This is a genomic window from Colwellia sp. 20A7, from assembly GCF_009832865.1.
GTDB lineage: Bacteria > Pseudomonadota > Gammaproteobacteria > Enterobacterales > Alteromonadaceae > Colwellia.
In genome coordinates this window covers 972,651-991,206 of the sequence record NZ_CP047130.1, presented here as the reverse complement: position 1 = coordinate 991,206, position 18,556 = coordinate 972,651, and the positions used below count along the sequence as shown (strand labels likewise).

15 protein-coding genes and 3 tRNA genes are annotated in these 18,556 nt (G+C 36.1%); 4 read left to right on the top strand and 14 right to left on the bottom strand.

Features of this window, described 5'->3' with window-relative positions; all coding sequences use genetic code 11:
• The first annotated feature begins 97 nt into the window (after positions 1-97).
• The 3 genes from GQS55_RS04275 (at position 98) to GQS55_RS04265 (ending at position 2,633) form a co-directional block, all read left to right on the top strand.
• Positions 98-298 carry a PA3496 family putative envelope integrity protein gene (locus tag GQS55_RS04275; protein WP_159818280.1) on the top strand — a complete coding sequence of 67 codons (201 nt, stop codon included), beginning with the start codon at positions 98-100 and terminating at the stop codon, positions 296-298.
• 252 nt (positions 299-550) lie between these two features.
• Positions 551-1,204, top strand: coding sequence for a pyridoxamine 5'-phosphate oxidase (pdxH, locus tag GQS55_RS04270; RefSeq protein WP_159818278.1), 654 nt, complete (start codon positions 551-553; stop codon positions 1,202-1,204).
• Between the two features lie 55 nt (positions 1,205-1,259).
• On the top strand, positions 1,260-2,633 hold the full coding sequence (locus GQS55_RS04265; RefSeq protein WP_159818276.1) for a sensor histidine kinase: 1,374 nt from the start codon (positions 1,260-1,262) through the stop codon (positions 2,631-2,633).
• A 22-nt stretch (positions 2,634-2,655) separates the two neighbouring features.
• Here the strand turns inward: GQS55_RS04265 and GQS55_RS04260 are convergent, their stop codons facing one another.
• From GQS55_RS04260 to GQS55_RS04240, 5 genes are all read right to left on the bottom strand, one after another.
• The gene (locus GQS55_RS04260) at positions 2,656-3,480 is read right to left on the bottom strand and encodes a M48 family metallopeptidase (protein WP_159818274.1); all 825 of its coding nucleotides are present in this window, start codon (positions 3,478-3,480) and stop codon (positions 2,656-2,658) included.
• A 127-nt stretch (positions 3,481-3,607) separates the two neighbouring features.
• The gene (locus tag GQS55_RS04255) at positions 3,608-4,738 is read right to left on the bottom strand and encodes a sodium ion-translocating decarboxylase subunit beta (protein WP_159818272.1); all 1,131 of its coding nucleotides are present in this window, start codon (positions 4,736-4,738) and stop codon (positions 3,608-3,610) included.
• A gap of 8 nt (positions 4,739-4,746) precedes the next feature.
• The gene (oadA, locus tag GQS55_RS04250) at positions 4,747-6,525 is read right to left on the bottom strand and encodes a sodium-extruding oxaloacetate decarboxylase subunit alpha (protein ID WP_159818270.1); all 1,779 of its coding nucleotides are present in this window, start codon (positions 6,523-6,525) and stop codon (positions 4,747-4,749) included.
• A 10-nt stretch (positions 6,526-6,535) separates the two neighbouring features.
• Entirely contained in the window at positions 6,536-6,811 is a 276-nt protein-coding gene (locus GQS55_RS04245; RefSeq protein ID WP_236559759.1) for an OadG family protein, read from the bottom strand.
• Positions 6,812-7,804: 993 nt separating this feature from the next.
• Complete coding sequence (locus tag GQS55_RS04240; RefSeq protein ID WP_159818266.1) at positions 7,805-8,107, bottom strand: hypothetical protein; 303 nt, start codon at positions 8,105-8,107, stop codon at positions 7,805-7,807.
• A gap of 468 nt (positions 8,108-8,575) precedes the next feature.
• On the opposite strand from GQS55_RS04240, the gene GQS55_RS04235 reads away from it, so the two are divergent.
• Positions 8,576-9,599, top strand: a protein-coding gene (locus GQS55_RS04235) for an IS630 family transposase (RefSeq protein ID WP_442872172.1) whose coding sequence is annotated in 2 segments (ribosomal slippage) — positions 8,576-9,030 and positions 9,029-9,599 — 1,026 coding nt in all. Because the reading frame shifts where the segments join, the coding sequence is not laid out codon by codon here.
• A gap of 93 nt (positions 9,600-9,692) precedes the next feature.
• Here GQS55_RS04235 and GQS55_RS04230 read toward each other — a convergent pair.
• The 9 genes from GQS55_RS04230 to GQS55_RS04185 all read right to left on the bottom strand — a co-directional run bounded on the left by GQS55_RS04230 (position 9,693) and on the right by GQS55_RS04185 (position 18,556).
• A tRNA-Arg gene (locus GQS55_RS04230) sits at positions 9,693-9,769 on the bottom strand.
• A gap of 170 nt (positions 9,770-9,939) precedes the next feature.
• Positions 9,940-10,016: transfer RNA gene (locus GQS55_RS04225), tRNA-Arg, on the bottom strand.
• Positions 10,017-10,112: 96 nt separating this feature from the next.
• Positions 10,113-10,204 (bottom strand) — tRNA-Ser (locus GQS55_RS04220).
• 193 nt (positions 10,205-10,397) lie between these two features.
• Positions 10,398-10,592, bottom strand: coding sequence for a carbon storage regulator CsrA (csrA, locus tag GQS55_RS04215; protein ID WP_159818262.1), 195 nt, complete (start codon positions 10,590-10,592; stop codon positions 10,398-10,400).
• Between the two features lie 713 nt (positions 10,593-11,305).
• Positions 11,306-13,936 carry an alanine--tRNA ligase gene (gene alaS / locus GQS55_RS04210; RefSeq protein ID WP_159818260.1) on the bottom strand — a complete coding sequence of 877 codons (2,631 nt, stop codon included), beginning with the start codon at positions 13,934-13,936 and terminating at the stop codon, positions 11,306-11,308.
• Positions 13,937-14,445: 509 nt separating this feature from the next.
• Complete coding sequence (gene dinB / locus GQS55_RS04200; RefSeq protein WP_159818258.1) at positions 14,446-15,504, bottom strand: DNA polymerase IV; 1,059 nt, start codon at positions 15,502-15,504, stop codon at positions 14,446-14,448.
• A gap of 143 nt (positions 15,505-15,647) precedes the next feature.
• Complete coding sequence (hemH, locus tag GQS55_RS04195) at positions 15,648-16,733, bottom strand: ferrochelatase (protein ID WP_159818255.1); 1,086 nt, start codon at positions 16,731-16,733, stop codon at positions 15,648-15,650.
• Positions 16,734-16,753: 20 nt separating this feature from the next.
• Positions 16,754-18,016: a c-type cytochrome biogenesis protein CcmI gene (ccmI, locus tag GQS55_RS04190; protein ID WP_159818253.1), complete on the bottom strand. Its 1,263-nt coding sequence runs from the start codon at positions 18,014-18,016 to the stop codon at positions 16,754-16,756.
• Between the two features lie 9 nt (positions 18,017-18,025).
• Complete coding sequence (locus GQS55_RS04185; RefSeq protein ID WP_236559758.1) at positions 18,026-18,556, bottom strand: cytochrome c-type biogenesis protein; 531 nt, start codon at positions 18,554-18,556, stop codon at positions 18,026-18,028.

Here is an 18,556-nt window from a genome sequence, read left to right as displayed (position 1 = left end):
TAAAATAAAATAGAAAGTTCTTCCAAAAAAAGTTTGAAATAGTATCATTAGCCCCTTATGTTGATATTGAATAGAATATTTTTTAAGAGCAAAGACAATGGTAGAAGATGACTTTTTAGATGATATAAATGACGACGATGAAACACTTAATAAAGATATTGATATTGAGTCTGTTGAATTCGCAGAAAAAAAGGCGGCAGAGCAAGCACAAAGAAACCTGCTCGCTCGTAAACGTATTGATGAATTAATGGAGAGAAAAAGACTAAAAGAACTATTAGACGATGAAAATGATTGGTAACCCTACCAATATAGCTTTAGTTTATTAACGAAAATTTTATGTTTTTATATAAAAATAAAGACGTTTTATTCTAACAACTTCGCAACGAACAAAACTAAAGCACAATGGCCGAATCCCCTCGATATAAGATTTGATTATAATAAATATAGGTAATGCTACTACAAATGAGCATTATCAATTGAAAATTATCACTTTTTTTTACTGTAAATACTGATAACATAGACTTTATTTCAAAGATAACTTGTTAGCCTTATGACTTTATTTGAAAAACTTCGTTGCTTACTCACTTTTGGGCAAGGTGTTGCCTTGCCCTTACCTGAAATACCTACCGATTCGACTCCATTACCGCTATTTAAGCAATGGTTTGAAGATGCAAACAAGTCAGGCATATTGCTACCTGAAGCTGTGTCAGTAAGTACTTGTGGCCAAAACGGTCAACCAAGTTCTCGTATGGTGCTGTTGAAGAACTTTGACGAGCAAGGTTTTGTTTTTTTCACTAATTATGGCAGTAGAAAAAGCCAGGAATTAAATGAAAACAGTAAAGTAGCCTTACTATTTCATTGGAATGTATTACAACGCCAAATACGTATTGAAGGTTCTGTTGAAAAAGTTTCCGCACAAGAGTCTGCAGATTATTTCCATAGCCGTGACCGAGGCAGTCAAATTGGTGCCTGGGCATCAAAGCAAAGCCAAAAATTAACGGAAGATGACCAATTAAAAAAACGAATGGCCATTTTTAGCGAAAAGTACGCTACTGGTGAAGTACCACATCCAGAATTTTGGGGAGGTTGGCGAGTAAAACCAACTTACATTGAATTTTGGCAAGGGCGATCAAATCGTTTACATGATCGCGTGTGTTTTGAAAAACAAAACAATGAATGGGTTAATTTTAAACTACACCCTTAACAAGCTTTTGACTAAACGTCTTTAGTAATATGATTTTCAAACACAGAAGTATTATATGGATAAAGTAACCCCCGTGGATATCGACTCACTAAACATACCTAAAAATAGGTTAATTAAACTATTTTGGGCTGTTGAGTCGGCTCTCGCTATAATCGCCATACAATACTTATTTACTGATAACCGGCAAATAATTTATGCCATTATATTTACGATTATTATTATCACGCCCGTTTATTTTTTAGCTCAAAAAAATAAGCTTGAGTTAGGCACAAATATACTTCTTTTACTTTTAACGGTTATATTGCTGGCCTTTGTTTGGATATATAACGGTTTAAGAGACGAAATACTCTTTTCTTTCCCTGCACTTATAATGATATCTCTACTAAAAGGTAGCCATCGTTTAGCTTTTTTTCTCTATCTCTTAGTTGGTATTAATCTTTTATCTATTGGTTACCTAAATGAGATGGGATACATCCATAATGAGACTAAAGAAAGTGACATACATTCCGCTATTTTACTAATCATTATATTAAGCTTTATAAGCTATATTGCTTGGCTTATTGCTGTAGAAATAAAACAGACTAATCAAGCGCTAATAGACAATAAGAATGAATTAGAAAACCGTGTTAAACAACGAACAAGAGAGCTAGAACAATCAATTAGTAACCTAAAAAACACGCAAGAACAATTAATTCAAACAGAAAAAATGGCATCTCTTGGTCGCTTAGTCGCGGGTGTAGCACATGAAATTAATACGCCGATAGGAATTGCTATTACAGCATCATCACACTTAGAAGATGCGACAAATGATTTTCATACACTTTATCAAAATGACAATATTACCAAAAAAGCACTCGTTTATTACGTGGAAACAGCAGCTGCTAGCTCAAAATTATTGCAATCAAATTTAAATAGAGCCGCTGATTTAATTCAAGGTTTTAAAGAAGTCGCTATAGATCAATCGAATGAAGAAATTAGAGAGTTCAAATTAAAGGCTTACATTAATGATGTATTGTCAAGCTTACGCCCAAAAACAGGACGTAGCGGCTGCAAAATCGACCTGAATGCACCTGATGATTTAGTTATCAAAACCTCTCCTGGCGCTATAGCACAAATTATTACTAATTTAGTGATTAATGCTATTACTCATGCGTTTGAAAAAGAGGCCTCGGGTATAATCACGATAAATATTGAACAAGAAGCTCAACGTATAAATATACAGTTTAAAGATTCTGGATGCGGCATAGCGCCTGAAAATATGGATAAAATATTTGAACCATTTTTTACTACAAAACGCGGTCAAGGTGGTAGTGGTTTAGGTATGCATATTGTTTACAATTTAGTAACCCAATCACTCCATGGAAAGATCACATGTTCTAGTAGCCTAGGAAAAGGAACCTGCTTCCATATAAACTTCCCGATACAATAAACAATACAATAAACCTTGGTGTTTAGCTCTTGGGCTTTGGAATAACGCTAGGTTTTACACATTTAGGTAACGTGTTAGCACTTTTTTTAGATAAATAATAAGGCTGAGAAACGGCTAAGTGTTCAGTTAATTGTTTAATGCGCGTTGCATTTGATGGATGAGTCGACATAAATTCAGGTGATTCTGCACTACTCAACTTCGACATATTTTTCCATAACTGAATACTCGCATCAGGTGAAAAACCAGAACGAGCCATTAAATCTTGTCCAACGATATCCGCCTCACTTTCATGAGATCGACTATAAGGCATAATAACGCCATATTGAACACCAATCCCTAATCCAGCAACCCATAACCCTTGATTATCAATATCACTGGCACCTAGTGCGATTGTTGCCACAGCTAAACCAACATTTGATAGCTGACTAGCAGATAAACGTTCATTAGAATGTCTTTCAAGTACATGCCCTACTTCGTGCCCCATAATGGCGGCTAATTGATCTTGGTTCTCAGTAACATTTAAGATGCCAGTATAAACACCTATTTTACCACCAGGTAAAGCGAATGCATTTACTTGTGCAGAATCAAATACAACCACTTCCCATTCGCCAGAAAATAAAGATTCAGGCACATTCTCAGTAATGGCATCAGCAACACATAGAACAAAGTCATTCGTTACTTTGTCTGTACTAATTGGTATTTCCTGCTTCATTTGTTCAAATGAAGTAATGCCCATTTTACTTAACTCACTATCAGAATAAAGCGCCACTTGGTTACGGCCTGTTGAAGACGTAGAGCAGCCCGACAAACTTAATAGTGCAAAACATATAATAAGAGAATATTTCATATGGAATAGGTATCGTTAGGATAAAAAGTAATATTAGCATTTACACATAAAAAAGCCGAGACATGCTCGGCTTTTTTAATTTAATTCAACTTTATGTGTTCATAGGGTTACATAGAACTAGAACCGCTTAACCTACAAGGGCAAGTAATATACCTGCTGCCACAGCTGAACCAAGAACACCAGCTACATTTGGCCCCATTGCATGCATAAGTAAGAAGTTATGAGGATTAGCCTCTAAACCAACTTTATTAGCAACACGTGCAGCCATAGGAACTGCAGATACACCGGCAGCACCAATTAATGGGTTAACTTTTTCCTTAGAAAACTTATTCATTAACTTAGCCATTAATACACCAGAAGCAGTACCGATAGAAAAAGCTACTGCACCAAGCGCTAAAATACCTAATGTTTGAACGTTTAAGAAAGCTTCAGCACTTAATTTTGACCCAACACCTAAGCCTAAAAATATTGTTGTAATATTAATTAGCTCATTTTGTGAAGTTGAACTTAAGCGATCAACCACACCTGACTCACGCATCAAGTTACCTAAACAGAACATACCAACTAAAGGCGTTGCTGATGGTAAAAAGAAAATAGTCATTAGTAATACACCCAGTGGAAAAATAATTTTTTCTACTTTTGTTACAGGGCGAAGCTGTGCCATTTCAATTTTACGTTCATCTTCTGTTGTTAAAGCTCTCATAATAGGCGGTTGAATAATAGGAACTAACGCCATGTATGAATATGCTGCAACCGCAATTGCGCCAAGTAATTCAGGTGCTAATTTAGAGGCCAAAAATATTGCCGTTGGTCCATCTGCACCACCAATGATCGCAATAGCCGAAGCATCTTTTAAAGTAAACTCAATACCCGGTATACCATTTAAAGCAATAGCACCAAATAGCGTAGCAAAAATACCAAATTGCGCTGACGCCCCTAACAATAAAGTTTTAGGGTTTGCAATCAAGGCACTAAAGTCGGTCATTGCACCTACACCCATAAATATAATTAATGGGAATATACCTGTGTCTATTCCTGCATAATAAATATAGTGTAGCAGGCCACCTACTTCAGAAAATCCCGCAATAGGAATATTCGTTAATATCGCACCAAAGCCCATAGGAAGTAGTAATAGCGGCTCGAAGTTTCTCGCAATAGCAAGATACAACAATCCACAACCAACCAACATCATGATGACTTGCCCTAGCTCAAAATTAGCTAAGCCTGTTGATAGCCATAGTTTAGTTAATGAATCCATAAGATCCTCTATGAAAAGCTAAGTAAAGCATCACCAACAGCAACAGAGTCACCTTCTTTGGTATGCAAACTAGTAATAACACCCGCATGAACTGCACGAATTTCTGTTTCCATTTTCATGGCTTCCATAATGATAACAACATCACCGGCTTCAACAGAATCACCTTCATTAACAATTACTTTAAAAATGTTACCTGAAAGTGGCGCATTTAATGTTTCTTCAGCAGAAATAGACGCTGATTGTTTAATTGCATCATCACCGGCAGGAAGCGTAATAGAGTCAATAGAGCCACCAGGAGCGACAACAACACTATAAATTTTACCATCAACACTAACAGCGTAACTTTCTGGTGCTGTTGCATCTTTTGGCTCAGATGATTCAACTGACTTAGCACTTACTTTCGTTGGGATTGGTTCAAATGCTGACGGGTTATTTCTGTTTTCTAAAAACTTCAGCCCTATTTGTGGAAATAAAGCATAAGTTAATACATCATCAATAACGTCATCAGCTAAATCAATATTTTTCTCTTTAGCTAGCAACTGTAATTCTGTCGATAATTTATCTAACTCTGGGTCAAGTAGATCAGCAGGACGACAAGTGATAACTTCATCACCATCTAATACTCGTGCTTGTAATTCAGCATCAACGGGAGCAGCAGTTGCACCATATTCACCTTTAAGTACACCAGCAGTTTCTTTTGTAATAGACTTATAGCGTTCACCGGTTAGTATGTTAAGCACCGCTTGTGTACCAACAATTTGTGATGTTGGTGTAACCAGCGGAATATAACCTAAATCTTTACGTACTTTAGGTATTTCAGTTAACACTTCATCAAACTTGTCTGCCGCGCCTTGCTCTTTAAGCTGATTTTCCATGTTAGTTAACATGCCACCAGGCACTTGTGCAGTTAATATTCTCGCATCAACGCCTTTTAAACTGCCTTCAAATTCGGCATATTTTTCCCTAACATCTCGGAAATAAGCAGCAACTTCTGCCATTTTTTCAATATTTAAGCCAGTAGCACGTGGACTACCTTCAACAATAGAAGCAATTGTTTCTGTTGGTGAATGACCGTATGTCATACTCATAGAAGAAATTGATGTATCTATTACATCAATATCGCTATCAATGGCTTTCATTTGTGTCGCAACACTTAGGCCTGTTGTTGCATGACAATGCAACGCAATAGGTAGAGCAACAGTTTCTTTAAGACGAGTAATTAACTCAGCTGCGTCGTAAGGTTTTAGCAACCCTGACATATCTTTAATACATAAAGAATGAGCACCCATGTCTTCAAGTTGCTTGGCCATGGTTAACCAGCCTTCAAGTGTGTGTACTGGGCTCTCGGTATAACTTAATGTACCTTGAGCGTGAGCACCAACTTTAACAGCTGCTTTAATAGAAGTTTTAAGGTTACGAACATCATTCATTGCATCAAAAATACGGAAAACATCAACACCATTAAGGTGAGCTCGTTCAACGAATTTCTCTACAACATCATCAGCATAATGACGGTAGCCTAAAATATTTTGACCACGAAATAACATTTGCTGTTTTGTATTTGGCATAGCCTTTTTTAAGGCACGAATACGTTCCCAAGGATCTTCACCTAAATAACGAATACAAGAATCAAATGTTGCACCGCCCCATGACTCAATTGACCAATAGCCAACCTCATCTAATGTTGAAGCAATTGGCAACATATCTGCTAAACGCAGACGGGTAGCAAGAATTGACTGATGACCATCTCTTAAAACAACTTCGGTAATACCTAATGGTTTGCTCATGATTGTACCCTTATTTCTTTGACTTATGCTGTGTAGAATGTTTTTGACGATATTGACTTATAGAGCCGCTAATTGCAGCAACTATTGCAGGTGAGATTTCACCGCTTACTGCCTTATTCTTTTTTTTATTCGAATGATTTCTGCTGGGTGTAATAGCGTCAGGAAACCTCACTGCCAATCTTGCCAACACAGTATTAATAAAAATAATTAATAAGCTTAAAAAAGCAAACACAAATACCATTCCAGCAAGCATAAGTGTACCTGCTTCTATAAATTGATGCTCCATACTGTTCATTTTTTGTTCTCACTCGTAAGTTAGTGAAATTAGAATAATCACTCCATTTATGAAAAACAAACATTATTTTGCAGTTTCAGAAAAATAATACTGCGTCAATAGGTAAAAAGATGGATATTCAGCCTTTTTTACTAAATATTCATGTAATTTTGCATAACAAGATATTGTATACAATATTAAATACTGAAATAGCTGAGATGTAGGATAGTTTTTATTTATAATATACAATATACACACCTAATAAATTTATTCATTACTTATGCATAATATGCATAAGTAATATAAACTCACATACGCTTTCTATCTGATAGTACAAAGTAAGAATATTTTTCATACTATTATTTAAACACTAAAGAGCCATAAAACAATTTACTTGTTAACCTTGAAAACATAACCTTACGGAGTCTTTAAATATCTCCTTTATTTACTTGAATTAATATTCCATTTGAATAATCAAACTTAGCTAGCAATGATGAAACCTTACAAACAAAAATTAATTCGCTTATTTTGGTGGTGGTTGGTCTTTATTCCAGGCGTTCCTTTTATTCTAACTTCGTTGGGATTATGACATTTAACATTTTGGCGCATGCGCTAACTTTAGGGATGGCTACATTGATACTCGCGATACAGTCCCTGGAAGTAATCAAGCACTGCCTTATGTTTATACATTTGACGTAACAGAACAACAAACCAAAAAAGACGTAAAGTATCCACCTAATGCTTGGCCAACGCGTTTCTATATTAATCCTTATAGAGCAAACCATGTACCATTGTTATATAAGGCAGACTTAGCAATCAGAGAACAACTAAATAAAGGTGAATCTGTATTACTTAACATTCCTAATTAATAATGATTTATTTATCTCTACAATATTTTATACAAGGTAATTCAAGCGTTTTAAAACATCAATTGAATGCTTTTGGTTTATTGTTCGTATGGTTATCGAAACAAGGACAGAAGAACGAAAAATTTGGCTTACGCTTTTAAATAACCGCAAGTTTATTACGTAGTAGTTTATCGATATAAGCGCACCAAGCTTTAGTGTCTCGTTGAGGGATATTGGAATCTCCTCGAATACCAAGTTTAAATTCAACGACTGATTTCCATTCGTCCGATCCAAGATCAGGACCGTGCCCTCGACCATCTCCTGTTGAAACATTATCATTAATAAAACGCTCCCATGAATCGGTGCACAGGTTTTCATTTTCTGAAATTGACTGACTATTCATAACTGCAAAAAAAGTAACAGTAACGAGTAAAGAAAGTATGACTAACCACTTTTTCATAAAAGCCTCTTTAAATGTTTACTCATCGGTATAATTCTACAGAATGGTAATGGCTCTTCATATAGAACAACTATAGGTAAAAAATTCTATTTGTTCTCAAACCGCTGGTAAGCTCTGAGTGGGAACTAACTTAATGGACTTGGTATTAATACCAAGTCCATTAATTAAGTAAACAATTTTATACGTAGAAAAAATTGCCAAATACAAGGTATTTATTTCAATAACTACTTGTTCTAATTATGAAAGAAATAATACCAGTTTCATTAATTAAGTGAACAATTTTATACGTAGAAAAAATTACCAAATACAAGGCATTTATTTCAATAACTAGTTGTTCTAATTATTAAATAAATAACGATGTAGTTGGTGATTTTAGCAAGTAGAAATGATCACATAGGTAGTGAGATTGGTATAATACCAATTCCGATAATTTTGTGATCTAATGTAAGCTTAAATATAAGGCTTAAAATGACTCATAACTTATCACAGCTTATTTCATCAACGAGTAATGCAAGAATGCGATTACGATTGCTTGCTGTATCTCACTTTATCGATGGAAAAAATCGCACACAAATAGCTACTTTCTTGAAAGTTAGCCGCACTAGCGTTAATAAATGGATCCATACTTATTTACATGATGGCTTAGAGGGACTTAAAGAAAAAAAACATACAGGTCGCCCAAAATCTTTGGATGATAAGCAGCTGTCACAACTGAAAAGTTTTGTTATCAATTCTGCTATAAAACCGAGTGGTGGTAGGCTTCAAGGAAAAGATGTACAAGAATATATTGCGACAGAGTTTGGTGTTGTCTACCAAAAATCTAATGTATACGACACACTACACCAGCTTGAACTAAGCTGGGTAACAACACGTTCAAAGCACCCTAAGCAATCCATTGAGACACAAGAAACCTTTAAAAAAATTCCAATTTGAAACGATCGCCAAGATCCCGTTATCGATATCGCTTGATCAAGTCGATGTGTGGTTTCAGGATGAAGCGCGGTTTGGTCAGCAAAACACAACGACCAGAGTGTGGGCAGAAAAAGGAACGCGCCCTAGGGCAATCAAACAGCAGCAGTTTACCTACGCTTATTTGTTTGGCGCAGTCTGCATCACCAATGGAAAAACAGAAGCTATCGTAGCCCCATTAAGTAATATGGATGTGATGGCGTCACACTTAGCACTCATTTCAAAGGCGACAGAAGAGGGACGACATGCTGTAGTCTTGATGGATGGTGCCAGTTGGCATCAAAAGTATCTTGATGACGAATACAACAATTTGACGATCATCCATATTCCTCCCTATTCACCCGAGTTAAATCCAATTGAGCAAGTGTGGTCATGGATGAGGCAGAATGAAATAGCTAACCGTTGTTTCAAGGATTATGAGGATATTGTTGAGAAGTGCTCAGAAGCTTGGAACAGCTTCAGAAGTAATACTAAAAGGGTAATATCTCTATGTCACCGAGACTGGGCCATAATGACCAGTTAATTATCGGAATTGGTATAAATTGTTTATCAAATTACAGGCGAAAAAAAACCAATCATAAGATTGGTTTTTTAGTTTCTCTTTAAGAGAGAAATGTGGCGGACGCGGCAGGAGTCGAACCTGCGACCGCCTGGTTCGTAGCCAGGTACTCTATCCAGCTGAGCTACGCGTCCGCAATTAAGATGCTTTTAATATCGTACTTAACCGATAAGTGAACTCTATAGTATCATTAATAAATCTATTCAACTAAACTATATTTACACCATCTAAAAATTTATTTATACAGTGTTAGTAGTTACTGTTTTTAACATTATACCACTTTAACTTTATAATAAAGAAAAAGTGGCGGACGCGGCAGGAGTCGAACCTGCGACCGCCTGGTTCGTAGCCAGGTACTCTATCCAGCTGAGCTACGCGTCCGCAATTAAGATGTTTTTAATATCGTACTTAACCGATAAACTTTCTTTTATATCTTAGTCTAAAGATTCACAACCATACATTACAAAAAGTAAATAATGGCGGAGAGGGAGGGATTCGAACCCTCGATCCGGGATAAACCAGATACTCCCTTAGCAGGGGAGCGCCTTCGGCCACTCGGCCACCTCTCCAATGGATGCGAATACTAATGGATCCTAAGAATAAGTCAAACATTTTTACGAATTAATTTATGTTTTTGTTCTGTTTGCTGAGAATTCAGACAATATTGCTATTTTTCAGCCAACTTTAAAGAATAAAAATAATGGGCACAAAAAAAGCACTATAGAAATAGTGCTTTTTAGAACGTTAATAATGTCCATAAAATTAAACGTTGCCTGTATCTTCTCCGTCATCCTTCTCCGCTTGAATGCGCATATAAATTTCTTCACGGTGTACTGAGATTTCTTTTGGTGCATTAACACCTATTCTGACTTGATTACCTTTAACACCTAATACTGTTACTGTGACTTCGTCACCAATCATAAGCGTTTCGCCAACACGGCGTGTTAATATTAACATTTATACATTCCTTTCATTAAAATTGAGAACCACTAAATAAATATATAAGCTAGTAATATATGTAAATAGTTTATTTTTCCATAATACACCTTAAGTAATAGACCGTATTATGAAAAAATCCACTTTTAATAAGTATTAAACTCCTATGTTTATCACTTATTAAAACGTACGTCATTCTAACAAGCTTATATTTACTTTGAATATAGCTAAAAGCTATTTTTCAATGTATTTCAGTTTTTTTTTGCTAATATTAACACTTTTATAACATAATCGGTTGTGATGCAGTCAATATCCATAAGTTTTAAACAGTATTGTAGGCTGAGAAATCATATAAAATTTCATATAACAATTTGCCGTGTTTAAATGAGCTGCTATGTATCTATATTAAGTACATAAGCGATTAATAGGAGAGAAAGAGGTTTATCTGTATATATGCTTACAGGCGCTAGCTAAGTAGCTCTATTATCTTTATTAAAGGAACTATATTCGTTAATCTGAACTCGACTTAATAAATATTCCTCTAGCAGAAATTTTACTGACTTCATCGTTATTTACTTCATAATTAGCACAACTAATTATTGAAATAAATGCCTTGTATTAGGCAATTTTTGATATAAAAAAAGCCAATTCAACTACTTGATTGGCTCTTCGGTACAAATTAACCGCCCTGAAGTGTGTAATCACATTGTAGGACGATACATTTATATATTAATTTAGCTAAGCTTTTCAACTAACCAAGGTTGCACTGAAGCTAGAGCAGTTGTAATGTTCTCTGGTTGACTACCACCGGCTTGTGCCATATCAGGGCGTCCACCACCTTTACCGCCAACCTGCAAAGCAACCATGTTAACTAACTCACCAGCTTTTACTTGGCCAATAAGGTCTTTAGTAACACCTGCAATTAGGCCTACCTTGCCATCATTTGCTGTTGCAAGCATGATAATACCCGATTGCATTTTATTTTTTAGCTCATCAACCATACCGCGTAATGCTTTGGTTTCAACGCCATCAAGATCTGCAATCAATACTTTCACGCCATTAATATCAATAGCACTACTCACTAAGTCTGAGCCTGCTTGCGCTGCTAATTCCTGCTTTAATTGGCTAACTTCTTTTTCTAATGCTTTTGCGCGGTTAATTAATTGTTCAATTTTAGTATCTACACTTGCAACATCAGCTTTCACTAAACTTGCTACTTTAGCTAAACAGGCGCCTTGTTGATTAATAAATGCTAACGCACCTGTACCTGTAACCGCTTCTATACGACGAACGCCTGCAGCGATACCAGATTCTGAAACTATTTTTAATAAGCCAATATCACCTGTACGTTCAACGTGAACACCACCACAAAGCTCGGTAGAGAAACCACCTAAGGTAACTACACGTACTTCATCATCATATTTCTCACCAAAGAGCGCCATAGCACCTTTTTCTTTAGCTTCGTCAATGTCCATTAACTCTGTTTTTCTTTCATGATTACGACGGATTTCATCATTAACCAGTAGCTCAACATCTTGTAGCTCTTGTGCTGTCATTCCTTCAAAATGAGAGAAGTCAAAGCGAAGTTTGTCACTATCACACAATGAACCTTTTTGAGTAACATGATTACCTAACACTTTACGTAAAGCAGCATGCAATAGATGTGTAGCGGTATGGTTTTTAATAATCGCAGCGCGACGTTCACTATTAATTTCAGCTTTAACACGACGGTTCATACCAATATCGGTTCGAGCGATACCTTGATGAGCAAAAGCATTACCGATTTTAATGGTATCTGCCACTTCAAAAACACCATTATCAAGGTGTAATAAACCACTATCACCAACTTGACCGCCTGATTCGGCATAAAATGGCGTATGATCTAAGATGACTAAGCCCTGCTCTCCTGCATTCAATTGATTCACCGGCTCTTGATCGCTAGAATTAAACAATTCAACGACAGTGGCCGAAGATGAATGACTGCTATAACCTTTAAAACTGGTTGTATGATCTGATTTCAATTGTTGGTTATAATCGGTACCAAATTGACTCGCTTGTTGTGCACGTTCTCGTTGCAAGCCCATAGCAATATCAAAACCATTATGATCAATGTTTAATTGACGTTCACGAGCAATATCTGCTGTTAAATCTGCTGGAAAACCATAAGTATCATACAGTTTAAAAACATCATCGCCAGAGATTGTGTCGCCATCTAAGTTATTTAACATATCTTCAAGCAAAATCATGCCGCGATCTAAGGTGCGACCAAACTGCTCTTCTTCAATACGTAATAATTTTTCAATAATAGCTTGTTGCTGAACTAATTCAGGATAAGCTTCACCCATTTGTTCAATAAGCGATTTTACTAATTTATGGAAGAAATGTTCTTTGGCTTCAAGTTGATGTCCGTGACGAATAGCACGACGAATAATACGTCTTAACACGTAACCTCGACCTTCATTTGACGGTACAACACCATCAATAATCAAGAAGCAGCAAGAGCGTATATGATCGCTAATAACACGTAATGATTTATTATCTAAATCATTACACGATAATAAATTAGCCGTATCTTTAATTAAGGCTTGGAAAAGATCAATTTCATAGTTGCTGTGCACATCTTGCATAATGGCAGAAATACGTTCTAGTCCCATACCAGTATCAATTGACGGGTTAGGCAGTTTATCCATATCACCATTTGCTTGGCGATTAAACTGCATGAAAACTATATTCCAAATTTCAATAAAACGGTCACCGTCTTCTTCAGGCGAGCCTGGAGGGCCACCCCAAATGTCGGCACCGTGATCATAAAATATTTCTGAGCATGGGCCACATGGGCCAGTATCACCCATTGACCAAAAATTATCTGATTCATACTTTTTACCAGCAGATTTATCACCAATATGAATAATTTTATCTTCAGGAATACCGATAACGTCTTTCCAATATAAGAAAGCTTCTTCATCAGTTTCATAAATGGTAACTAATAACTTTTCTTTTGGTAAACCTAAAACACCTGTTAAGAATTCCCAAGCATAGCTTATTGCGTCTTCTTTAAAGTAATCACCAAAACTAAAGTTACCTAGCATTTCAAAAAAAGTATGATGACGGGCTGTGTAGCCAACATTTTCTAAATCATTATGCTTACCACCTGCTCGAACACAACGCTGTGCTGAAGTGGCTCGTGTATAACTGCGCTTTTCAGCACCTAAGAATACATCTTTAAAAGGTACCATACCTGCATTTGTAAAAAGTAATGTTGCATCATTACCTGGCACTAGTGAGCTACTTTTAACTATTTGGTGTTGTTTTGTGGCAAAAAAATCCAAGAATGCTTGACGAACTTCGGCGGTACTTTTAATCATGGGGACCTTAATCAATCTGTGTGTTCAATTATCATTAACTATCGCAAAGACTTCCTCAGTAGAAAATCCGCGATATTGTAAAATCGTATTTTTTGGTTTGCTCTTCTTGAGTTAATGGAGAATCTACTCTCCTAATTTCACCAAAGCGTTTATTATACGCAAGCTCGGCTTGAAGATACCAATCAATTTCGCAATTTTTCTGCAATTGTTGAATAATTGTTGAACAAACACCTTGTTGTTCTAACTCATTAGCAATATAACGTTAACCATATCCGGCATTAATACTGAATATACAAGTATTTTGGGACAATTAAGAGCTGATAAGTAATATTTTTAAAACAAGTGAACAATGAGAGTTGTTTACATTATTAGTATCAAATTATTAAGATAAAAGTATTAATATCAAATGACCTAAGCTTAAATATTTGTCTTAATTTATATATTAGATTCTCATCAAACCAATAAACTAGACTACAATGCAACGTTATTTGTTTGATGAATTGTGATTTTTATAGAAGAGATAGTTGTTTACTTTGAGCATTGTTTTCAATTATCGGCTCTGAAAAGCCTAATGTTAAACCGACTAAGCGAATACCTCGCCCTTTTGCGCGTTCATGGGCTTTAGGTAATAAACGATGAAAAACATTCTCTTCTGCAGCTAAACTTTGCTGCTCGACCGTAGTTTGATTAAAGTCATTGAATTTTAATTTAATACCTTGGCGAACAATTTGCCTACCCTCAACTTTTGCTAACCGCTCGACTAATTGAGGATATAGCTTTTCAATAACTATTAAGCATTCCGTTTCACTATAAACATCCGCCATTAAAGTTGTTTCTATCGCCAACGATTTACGTTGTCTGCTCACCTCTAGTTCTCTATTGTCGATACCGTGGGATTTTTGATACAAACTAGTCGCAAATTTACCGACTATAGTGGTGAGGTTCGCAATGGAAGATGCTCTAACGTCTGCACAAGTAGTAAAACCAAAAGATTGTAATTTTTGAAATGTTTTAGGTCCTATCCCTGGTATTTTTTTCAGAGATAGTTGCTCTACAAAGCTATTAACGTTATCAGGTGTGACAACACATTGCCCATTAGGCTTATTTTCATCACTGGCTATTTTTGCAATAAACTTATTTGGCGCTACACCTGCCGAGGCAGTAAGGTTTAGCTCATTATATATATCACTGCGAATTTTTTCCGCAATAAGCGTTGCACTGCCATGACATTGTACTGAGTCAGTTACATCAAGAAAGGCTTCATCAAGCGATAAGGGTTCAATAAGGTGAGTATAACGAGAAAAAATCTCTCTTATGTGTTCAGAAATTTCTTTATAAACCGACATGCGTCCATGCACAATGGTTAATTCAGGACAGAGTAATTTCGCTTTACTTGCTGGCATAGCAGAACGTACGCCAAATTTTCGCGCTTGATAGTTACAAGTACAAAGAACGCTGCGAGGTCCGTCACCACCAACCGCTAAAGGTATATCACGGTATTCAGGGAAGTCTCGCATCTCTACGGCTGCATAGAAACAGTCCATGTCTATATGAATTATTTTTCTCATACAGACATTTTACTGATTTTTTATACAGTGTCAATTACTCAATTACGTTTAAAGTATTCTATTAAGACTGTTGCACTCTATTACATGAGGCTATTTAGAGCTATTAGTCTTGAAATTTAGACTAACTAATCATTCAAGTTAGATCACTTTATAGCATTAAGCTTTGGTGCTAAAATATTTACAATAGCTTGAATATGGTCATCTCGATCATTTAGCGCCGCTATATAATGATATTCTTCACCACCAGCCTCAATAAAAATGTCTCGATTTTCATGCTCAAGCTCTTCTAGTGTTTCTAAACAATCAGCGCTAAATGCAGGACTTATAATTGCAATATGTTTATGCCCTGCTTTCGCTAAACTTTCAAGTGTCTCATCGGTATAAGGCTGTAACCATTGTGCTTTACCAAAACGTGATTGAAAAGTCATCACGAAAAAATCATCTGTTAAGTGTAATTTTTCACTTAATAAGTTACTGTCTGAGCGACTTAATAATTCTTTCTTTAGTAGGTCTGTTGTTATTTTACAAAAATCATAATAAGGGTCTCCCCATTGATAAAATAACTCAGGCATTCCGTGATAAGAAAGTACTAGTTTATCGGGTGTACCATGTTCATTTAAGTGCTCTATTACCGTATTAGCTAGTGCATTAATATAAGATTTATTATTATGATAACTATTAATAAAGCTGATATTAGGTATATAACGCCATTTTTTTAGCTCTTTGCTAACCGCATCAAAAGTAGAGGCGGTAGTGGGCCCTGCATATTGTGGATAAAGCGGTAACACAACAATATTATCTACGCCTGCTTGTTGAAATTTTTGTAATACGCTAGGTATTGAAGGCTCACCATAACGCATAGCAATATCAACAATGACATCCTGTCCGTACTTTTGTTGTAGTTGTGCCGCTACTTTTTGTTGCTGAGCTCTGCTAATAACAAGTAAAGGTGCGCCCTGCTCTGTCCATACAGTTTGATAGAGCTTTGCAGATTTTTGGGGACGTATACGTAAGATAATACCATGCAGTATTATCAACCAAATAAGACGCGGAATTTCAACAACTCTGGGATCAGACAGAAATTCACGTAAATATTTACGCACTGCACCCGTAGTTGGTGCAGCTGGTGATCCTAAATTAGTTAGTAAAACTCCTGTTTTAAAAACTTTTTTACTATTGGCATTATTATCGCCAACGTTATTGTTATTAGCTGTAAAGCGTGATTTCATTTTAGTCTTATTTAGTTTTGCTATTCAACAAGACTATCAATAACAATATGAATAGTCTCTGTTTTATCAACAGATATATTGTTAACTTCTGCTTTAAAGTCGCCTGGCTTAATACCTGCTCCACCATCTTTAGAAACAATAGCGAATATATTCACGGCACTCACACTACTTAAATTACTCTGTGGTGACATTGCAGTACTATTATTTAACACCACTACTTTAGGTAAATCGCTAGCCATTAATTTTACTGCCGCTAATGGCATACGTTGACCGTCGGTTGGAATTGCATAAACGAAAACAACCTTATCTTCATCTTGCGCTAACTCTGCCATTATTTCGTCAGATAAACTCACACTAAGATTTAGTTGTGGACCTTCAGCAGAGGCTGTTGATGGTGCTTGACTTGGCTCCATGCCAAGACGTTTTTTTGCTTCATTCACCGCTTCTTTTAATGCTTCAACATTCACACTTTGTCTATTGTCATCAATAATACGTTGCCAATATTCAATCGCTGTAGAATATTCTTGCGAAATAAAGTTATGCATACCTAATAAAATATTGGTTGATGGATCATTAATATCTAACGCTAAAGCTTTATCAATTAAGGTTTGTACCTGCCCGTCGATTTGCTGATTGTTGCGATAATATGTTGCCTGAGCAATTGCTCCAAATAAATCCGCATGTTCACCTTCAATTCGAACAACCTCTTCGAATGCATGTATAGCAAGATCAAACTCGCCTACACCAACAAAAGCCTGTCCTAAACTATACCAAGCCTTGCTATCATCTGAATTAGTGTCTATTTGTTGCTGTAAACTTTTTATATACGCCAACATTTCTTCCTGCTGTTCTTCAGTGGACTGTGGTCCTTGCTGATTAGCGTTTGAAGCCATTGGTGTGGCAATTATTGCGTCTAAAGTGCCTTGTTTTAAATAAAGAGCAACAGAGAAAGCAATAACAAATAAAGACAAAGATATTGGCCATAAAACGCTAAAATTATTAGTGCTTCTCACCTCATGTTGTTTTGTCTCTGTGGTAGTAATATCTTGCAGTAAGCCTTTATCTAGCTCAGCTAACAAGTACTGGTAACTTTCTTCATCAATAGCGCCATCGCTATAATCTTTTTCAATTTCAGTTTTATGTTCTTTATAAAGCACAACGTTAGTTTCATCACGTAAACCTTGTGTACTTTGATTATTTTCTTTTGTCTTTTTAAAAAACGGCAACCAAACAATTAATAAAAGTAAGGCAATAAAGATAAAGGCTATTAATACTATTTCCATAACGGTTGACTACTCTTTCTCTTGTTTAGTTGCGTTAGGTGTAGCTTCACTAGAGGCTGTCACATTACTATCACGCTGTAATAACTGTTTTAATTGTTCTTGTTGATTGTTATCTAGTGCTAAACTTTCTTTTGCCACAGGTTTTTTTCTCACAATAATAATAACAACGATAATACCGATTAGAATGAGTAGTATAGGACCAAACCAAAGTATATAGGTAAGGCTTGTTACGCGAGGTCGATATAAGACAAACTCTCCGTAACTACTAACCATTATGTTAACAATCTCAATATCCGCCTTACCTTCAATAAGCAGGTTATAAAGCTCTAGTCGCATTGCAGAAGCAACAGTAGAGTTAGAGTCGGCTAGGTTTTGATTTTGACACTTAGGACAGCGTAACTCCCTACTTAACGCTTGAAAACGAACCTTAGTCACTTCATCTTGAAATTGAAAAGTTTCTACCGGCGCAGCATTCACAGTACTAACCATAAAGGTACTGGTAGCTAATATGGCAAGAATAAATAAAAATCGACTAAACAT